General features: G+C 46.3%; 12 protein-coding genes. 8 read left to right on the top strand and 4 right to left on the bottom strand.

From position 1 onward, the window contains the following. The first annotated feature begins 46 nt into the window (after nt 1-46). Genes HA494_02900 through HA494_02890 form a run of 3 tightly spaced genes read left to right on the top strand, consistent with a single transcriptional unit; the run spans nt 47 to nt 1,064 of the window. The gene (locus HA494_02900; protein ID NHV96724.1) at nt 47-364 is read left to right on the top strand and encodes an IS5 family transposase; all 318 of its coding nucleotides are present in this window, start codon (nt 47-49) and stop codon (nt 362-364) included. Nucleotides 365-399: 35 nt separating this feature from the next. Continuing rightward, a complete protein-coding gene (locus tag HA494_02895; GenBank protein ID NHV96723.1) occupies nt 400-801 on the top strand; it encodes a transposase in 402 nt (133 codons plus the stop codon). Beyond that, a complete protein-coding gene (locus tag HA494_02890) occupies nt 798-1,064 on the top strand; it encodes a hypothetical protein (protein ID NHV96722.1) in 267 nt (88 codons plus the stop codon). The genes HA494_02895 and HA494_02890 overlap by 4 nt, the downstream gene beginning before the upstream one ends. Before the next feature lie 143 nt (nt 1,065-1,207). On the opposite strand, the gene HA494_02885 is transcribed toward HA494_02890, so the two are convergent. Both HA494_02885 and HA494_02880 read right to left on the bottom strand, forming a co-directional pair. Beyond that, the gene (locus HA494_02885) at nt 1,208-1,357 is read right to left on the bottom strand and encodes a hypothetical protein (protein NHV96721.1); all 150 of its coding nucleotides are present in this window, start codon (nt 1,355-1,357) and stop codon (nt 1,208-1,210) included. Continuing rightward, the gene (locus HA494_02880) at nt 1,347-1,520 is read right to left on the bottom strand and encodes a hypothetical protein (protein ID NHV96720.1); all 174 of its coding nucleotides are present in this window, start codon (nt 1,518-1,520) and stop codon (nt 1,347-1,349) included. The genes HA494_02885 and HA494_02880 overlap by 11 nt, the downstream gene beginning before the upstream one ends. A gap of 93 nt (nt 1,521-1,613) precedes the next feature. On the opposite strand from HA494_02880, the gene HA494_02875 reads away from it, so the two are divergent. From HA494_02875 to HA494_02860, 4 genes are all read left to right on the top strand, one after another. Continuing rightward, the gene (locus tag HA494_02875; protein NHV96719.1) at nt 1,614-1,886 is read left to right on the top strand and encodes a hypothetical protein; all 273 of its coding nucleotides are present in this window, start codon (nt 1,614-1,616) and stop codon (nt 1,884-1,886) included. Between the two features lie 63 nt (nt 1,887-1,949). After that, nucleotides 1,950-2,393, top strand: a complete 444-nt coding sequence (locus HA494_02870) for a DNA double-strand break repair nuclease NurA (protein NHV96718.1) — start codon at nt 1,950-1,952, stop codon at nt 2,391-2,393. 113 nt (nt 2,394-2,506) lie between these two features. Then, nucleotides 2,507-2,692, top strand: coding sequence for a hypothetical protein (locus HA494_02865; GenBank protein ID NHV96717.1), 186 nt, complete (start codon nt 2,507-2,509; stop codon nt 2,690-2,692). Nucleotides 2,693-2,780: 88 nt separating this feature from the next. Continuing rightward, entirely contained in the window at nt 2,781-2,954 is a 174-nt protein-coding gene (locus tag HA494_02860; GenBank protein ID NHV96716.1) for an ATP-binding protein, read from the top strand. Nucleotides 2,955-3,019: 65 nt separating this feature from the next. Here HA494_02860 and HA494_02855 read toward each other — a convergent pair whose 3' ends face one another. Next, a complete protein-coding gene (locus HA494_02855) occupies nt 3,020-3,253 on the bottom strand; it encodes a DUF433 domain-containing protein (GenBank protein NHV96715.1) in 234 nt (77 codons plus the stop codon). A gap of 1,264 nt (nt 3,254-4,517) precedes the next feature. Here HA494_02855 and HA494_02850 point away from each other — a divergent pair. After that, complete coding sequence (locus tag HA494_02850; protein ID NHV96714.1) at nt 4,518-4,715, top strand: hypothetical protein; 198 nt, start codon at nt 4,518-4,520, stop codon at nt 4,713-4,715. Between the two features lie 245 nt (nt 4,716-4,960). Here HA494_02850 and HA494_02845 read toward each other — a convergent pair whose 3' ends face one another. After that, nucleotides 4,961-5,452, bottom strand: a complete 492-nt coding sequence (locus HA494_02845) for a hypothetical protein (GenBank protein NHV96713.1) — start codon at nt 5,450-5,452, stop codon at nt 4,961-4,963. Nucleotides 5,453-6,009: the final 557 nt, after the last annotated feature.

Below are 6,009 nucleotides of genomic sequence, written 5' to 3'. Positions count from 1 at the left end.
GAACTTGTCTCTAAACTATTTAAGCATCCTCTAGGTTTGGTGTGTTGTGGAGTTTTGTGAGCTTAGTGATGGTGAGTGGGAGGTTATAGAGCCTCTACTACCTCCTAGGGCTAGGGTTGGTAGGCCTAGGGCTGATGATAGGCGCGTCATAAATGGCATACTATACGTGCTCACTACTGGCTGTAGGTGGATGGATATGCCTCTAAGGTATGGCTCGTATAAGACTGCTTGGAAGAGGCTTAAGCGTTGGCAGGTTGAAGGAGTATGGGATAGGATACTTAAAGCGCTAGCGTCGATAAGGGGGCACGAGGTGGTCGCTGTTGATAGCACAACGGTAGAGGCTAAAAAGGGGGAGAAGAGGTAGGGTACGATGGCTTCAAACATAAGAAGGGCTCAAAGATACACGCATGCGTGGATAGAAATTCTATGCCTCTAAGCATAGTAGTGGGGCCTGGAAGCGAGCACGACTCAAAGAAGCTAACAACACTCATCGAAGAATTAACAGCAAAGCCAACCCAGCTCTACGCAGACTCAGCATACGACACAGAGCACATAAGAAGCACCCTAAACCAAATGGGCATACAAGCCAACATACCAGTAAACCCAAGAAACGGTAGAAAGCCAAAACCATACAACCAAACCACACACAAGAAGATGAGAAGCGCAGCAGAAAGATTCTTCGCATGGATCAAAAGCTTCAGAAGAATAACAATAAGATACGAAAGGCTAGCATCAACATACAAAGCCCTAGCAACCATAGCATCCATAATCATCCAACTAAGACACGGAATTTGGAGATGAGTTCTAAGATTCACGATGTGTCGGATATCTTAGTTGATGTTGGGTGGAGGTTTCCAGAATGGTTTAGGGCTGAGCTGGGGTTTCTGCAGGAGACTAGCAGAATCCTCGTCAAAAAGAGGGAGATTAGTCTGTATGGTGGGGAGGAGGCCTTCCTAACCCCTGAAGAGGTCATAAGTAGGGGGGACGCAGAAGACGCCACGCGACGAGCAGGAAGAACACATGAAGTGTGCAGGAGGCTCATCGGCTCCATAAACGTAGGTTGACTCTTTTGATAGCTGAATCTAGAGGGCTTCACACGGCGTTGTTATAGATGAGTTTTTTGAAGGTAGCTGAGGCTTTTAGTCTTCATGCCGTGTCTTCTGAAGGTGTCTGGATAAGCCCTTTATGTTTGAATGCGTAGCGGATTCTAAGCACCGCCACCTACTTCGCCAAAGATATGAAGTATCAGAAAATCTTCAAGCTGCTTAAGCTTATCAACTATGCGCTGCTTGTCTTCAGATTTTAGTCCCTTTAAGAACTCATCCGCTTTTTTATGGATGAGAACTCTAAACTTCATTAAGAGACTTCAACTCGCTAAAGCGTTTGCTTTTAACGATTTCATCGGTTTCCTTCAACAACGTGTACTCCTCAGTGGTTAAGAAGACATCTTCAAGAAAATCCCTCAGTTCATCGAGCTTCTTTCCAATTTCTTCAACCTTCTTCAAAACTGTTTCGCCCAAAAACCACCCGATAATTGTGATTATAAAAGCATCCATATAAACTTACAGGATGCTATAGTTAGTGGTGTTAATCTCGGTCTAGGCAAAGAGATAATGCTGGAGGCGAAGAGTCTTTGGAACAGTTACACTTCAAATCTGGGAGTGTCTCAGCTGGCTGGCATAGACAGCAGCTGGAACTTCATTCCATATCAAGGGTTTTACCTCTTCGCTGTAGAAGCAGTCTCCATTCTAAGAGACTGCTCTTACACGGTTGAACCTCTCTTTAACCTCGGTGTTGGTACATTATCCGTTGAGGAGAACGGAGAGATTGTCTACGACCCCGAACGGAACTTCAAAGTAGGCGGATGGAATTTGAATATGAGTTAGCTATGGGGAGCGTTAAAAAGTCAGATTTCGCGCTCATCGACGGCTCAGTCCTAGCAAGATTTTATGATAGAAGAAATAAGGAAGCCGACAAAATTCTATGAGTACGCTAGAGAGTTGATGGGACAAGAGAACGTCGTCTTTATCTCAAAAGCATCTTCAAGCAATATAATGCTTGGTGGAATCTTTGGGGACATCTTCTACCTTAACCATGTAGGCTCGTTACCAGGATATTTTAAACCGTACTACGACAATGTCGGAGTAACCATTTTCTATGTGAGGCTGTCTGATAACAAGCCATGCATAAGAGTTGAGGCGCCTGGAAAGATTAGCAAAAGCGAGGCAGGAAGACTAATAGACGTACTGCAGACTTCAAGCGTTTCAGGTTATCCTTACGTTCTCCGCTTAGCACATGAACAATGTAAGGTCACAAACGATGACCTTGAAAGGTTAGCGAACATGCTCGGCTTGTGTGCTGAGATAGGAGGAAGAGATGTTCTTGGAGAATGAGCCCTTAGGAATCGCGGCTGGAGAAGCCCTACAGATTCAATTTCATAGCCAAGAGGGGAGTAAAGGTCGGAGAATATGTTACTGTAGAATCTCCAGAAGGACACATATTGGGTTTGGTTGAAGCATCTCTGGTTAGAAGCAGCCTTTTGGCGACAGCAGACAACTATTACACAGCCCTAGAGGGGAAAGTTGCCGCTTCAAGAAATAAGAGGGACAAGGGCTATCTTGCGGTTGTGAAAACAATGGGGATGCTACAGGACCTGAAATGGTGTAGTCACCATTCCATCCTTAGCCCCTGAGCCTGGAAGTGAAGTTCGAGAAGCCTCATACTCTGACCTTAAGAGGGTCTTCTGTAAAGAAGGAGACCAGTGGGCGAAAGTTGGCAGTTTGCTGAGAAACCCTGAAGTACCTGTCTCCGTTAACCTCGACAAAGTGGCTTCAAGACACCTCGCCATATTGGTTACAACTGGAGGCGGAAAATTTAATCTTCTCGCCCTATTGGCGAAGAGAATTTCTGATGTTAATGGGACGATGATAGTCTTCGACCACCATGGGGAGTAATATGGGGCTAAATATACCGAATGCCACAGCCTCAACCGGTATGTTCTCATCGGCTAAGAGTTTGATCAAGGAAGTGGGTAGACCTTCTCTTCCTTCAGAACCTCAGCAGCATACTTTAGAGCGGCGATAACATCCTCCTTTTTCAGCTGAGGGTAGTTTCTCAACATGCTTCTAACGCTCCAACCATTGGCGAGCAGATCCAAGATGAACTCAACAGATACCCTCGTACCCTTGATAACAGGCTTCCCAGCTAGAACCTTAGGGTCAACCACTATCCTACTCCTCCAACCCTCCTTCAACCCACACCAACCACCACAGTAAACTAAAGCGTTGAATATAGTTTTTGCTTGAGGCTACTCTATTTTAGGCATCTTCCCATATGCGGAGATGATTTTTGCAAATGGTTTCTTCTTTCCGGTCTTTTTGTGTGTTTAGATTGCTCTCCGTGCTAGTGTGGTGAAATGTTTAACTTTCCCCTTTTCCTGATTTACTCTTGGTGTTGCTCCTTCTCTGCTAAAGCGGCTTTGAACAACTTCGCCAGTTGTAAATGGAATAGACCGTGAGCACCACGAACACTGGAAACAGAACCTCGTAGGAACAAGATAATCTTAATACAAGCAGATTGTTAAACGGGTGGGAAGCGAACAAAAAGTGGGGTGAAGGTTTATATGGGTTCGCTGTAGCATGTGTAGTGGTTAGGTGTTGGGTAGTAATCAACCTACGAAACCGAGGGCGGGTAAGTTCAGGCGTGTAGGCAAGCTCAGAAGGGTGGGTAAATTCGCGAGGCTGCGGTGACCCAACACAATGGCGGTTAGGGTGAGGGTTAGGCTGGAGTCGAGTTGGGGCGGAGTCGCCACGACAGCTCTGGCCAACTCCGGCTACGAGGCCGAGGAGCCTGAAGTAGTCATCCCGACGCGAGTCGCCGAAAGGTTCGGTCTATACCCAGAGCTCCCAACCGGCTCAGAAGTTAGGGAGTATGGGGTGTGGGGGCGCGATAGTGAACACCTTCTTGATCAGGAGGCTAGTCAGAGTGAGCGTTTTAGCTGGTTAGAGGGAAGTAGGCCCGGTGGAGGCGAGCACCGTCATCACGCCTGGTGAAGACGAGGTGATATTGAGCGATAGGTTGATCGACGCTTTGGGGATCGTTCTACTAAGGCCAGGCGAGGGTATCTGGAGGCTCGCTGACGAGGAGGGCTCGTCAGGAGGAGGGAGCAACCGGAAAGGTGGTACCCCAGGCTAACTACGAGTTCAAGGTCGTCATTGAGGTCATAGCTGCGGGTTAAATCTCTCATAGTTTAAGCACATTTTTCTGCTAATTCGTAGCTGATTAAGTGGTGTTAAGGCTTCTTCCGCTTCGGTCGCCGAGAAGCTGAAGCGACTTGATATGGTCCCAGACGAGAGTAGGTTAACAGAAGCTGAGGGCTGAGTTTCGGCATACTACCGCCCAACCGTGAGTGGAAACATGACTCTAACTGTTAGTGTGGCTAAGGATGGTAACTAGGAGCTACATGTTTGGGTATGGTTTAATGAGTTGAGCTCCGATTCTCTGTCTGGCCTGGCGGATTGGAGACAGCCTCATTAGCATGGCAACTATACACAAAAGCACAGGCCTATTTAGACGAAGGAGATACTAAGAACGCACACAAATTCTACGATCTAACCATAAAACCGCTTAAACTCTGCGGCTCAGCGCTTAAAGAACTTAACATAGAGTCTGAGAAGAAACTCTCTAGGCTAGAAATCTCACTAGGCGAAGCGTAAAAAGGCGATGAAATGGTCAGTGTCGGATTTTAATGTCGGATTTAGTGTCAGGTTCCAGCAGGAAAAAATTTTTTCAGCAAAAATCCGACACCAAATCTGACACCAATCTACCGTAGGCTCGAAAAGCTAGAGACTATCGAGCTAGAGGCTTCTGATAAGAGCTTGATCTACCAATGCGCCAAGATCTTAGCTGAAGCATCTATGTTGGATCGAAGCGCCGTGTATAGGCGCATCACATAAGCAAGCTACTTCTTCATTTCAACCTCGAACACGCATTTCTCGTCACCCTTAGATGAGCACGAAATCTCTTCTACCGAAACCTCTTTGGCGTAGAGTGTGGTTAAGAAGCCCTTAAGAAAGCCTTTTGTGAAGAAGCAGGATGGCTTATCAGACTTGAAGCCCTTAGCCTCGAACACACCCTCACAAACAATTCTACCCGAGCAAAGCTCAGCATCAAACGAATCCAAGATCATCTTGAACCAACCCTCCCTCAACTTATACTCAGAAAAGAACCTTAAGACACCAACCCTATCGCCGAACTCCTTCATAAGCCTCTCACAAGACCTAGCGCCACAAGCTAAACCAACCTCATATAGTATTACGCCCCCGCCTGAACCAAAGCGCTCGAATATAGCAGACTTAAAGTCAGCAAACGTCACACACCTAAAGATGAACGCATCGCCACTTCTAAGCAAAGTATAGGGCGAAGCCGACTCCTCAGGAAACCCTGACTTCATCAGAAGGGGGTTTACAGCGAAGCTTCTAATTAAGGCTTACTCTTTGGGGTTGTCAATTCTAAGTGGTAATACCAGAAGATGTAATAGTTAAGAGACATCGATGTTTTGCTGCATTTTTGGTTGTTGAGCTAGCTTTGTTTCTGCTTTTAATGTCACGGTGGAGAGGATGTTTCGAAAAACTGATGGAAGCTCTAGGCGACTAAACAAATCTTTCTGCCAAAGACCGTTGCCACTAGATCCGAAAGTGTTAACTAAATTATACTTTAATGTTGTATCTGTTGGTGGCGGGCATAGATCTACTTCGCAGCGTACTGATCTTGCCTACTGAGCCGAATCATCCTTTCTAAGTTCTTCGTAGCATAGAATAGCACTCTAGGTCTTGCCTCTATCTATTTACTATCTGGCTTTATGCTAGGTTTCTGCTAGGGGAAGGTGCCGCCTGGGTTGGGGTTCGGTGATGCGAAACCGTCTGAACCATAGATGGCAAGCACAGCGTTGAGGTCGAGGTCTGATGGAAGAATTTTTACGTTATTGCTTCCAGTAAAGTCGAAGGTAGG

The sequence above is a fragment of the Nitrososphaerota archaeon genome (assembly GCA_011605775.1).
GTDB lineage: Archaea > Thermoproteota > Nitrososphaeria > Nitrososphaerales > JAAOZN01 > JAAOZN01.
This window is presented reverse-complemented; position numbering and strand designations above follow the sequence as displayed.